The 402-nt window shown below is 53.5% G+C and carries 1 pseudogene; it reads right to left on the reverse strand.

Annotated features, from left to right (window positions below):
• Nucleotides 1–181 precede the first annotated feature (181 nt).
• A pseudogene (locus EN780_RS40220) lies at nt 182–402 on the reverse strand (hypothetical protein); the annotation flags it as partial.

Consider the following 402-nt stretch of genomic DNA (forward strand, 5'->3'; position numbering starts at 1 on the left):
GCTCACTAGCGTGCGGAAAGCGCGAGTGTCGGCTGCTACCGGAAGCTACCTTCGCTTCACGACGTGAGATGAGGTGCGACCAAAACCTCCAGCATGTTTAATCCCGATGTCTGCTCCCGGACACAGGCTAAGTTTCCCTCTACGGCCGACATCAGGCGCAAAGCGGTCATGCCTGGATCCATCAGCAATAGTTCGAGCGACGGAGACATCCGACAAAACCATTGCTTTCAAGGAGATGGTGCATCCAGAAAGGGCTCAATTCAAAAACCTGCCGGGAAACCAACGCGCGATCGGGATGTATTTGGATCGGTTGGCCGGCCGTCACGTCATAGTAATTTCGGGAAACCTCTTCTGGCCACCTGAAGCTTGGTTCAAATGGCACTTGCGCATGAGGATTAAAAT

The sequence above is a fragment of the Mesorhizobium sp. M4B.F.Ca.ET.089.01.1.1 genome (genome assembly GCF_004022605.1).
GTDB lineage: Bacteria > Pseudomonadota > Alphaproteobacteria > Rhizobiales > Rhizobiaceae > Mesorhizobium > Mesorhizobium abyssinicae.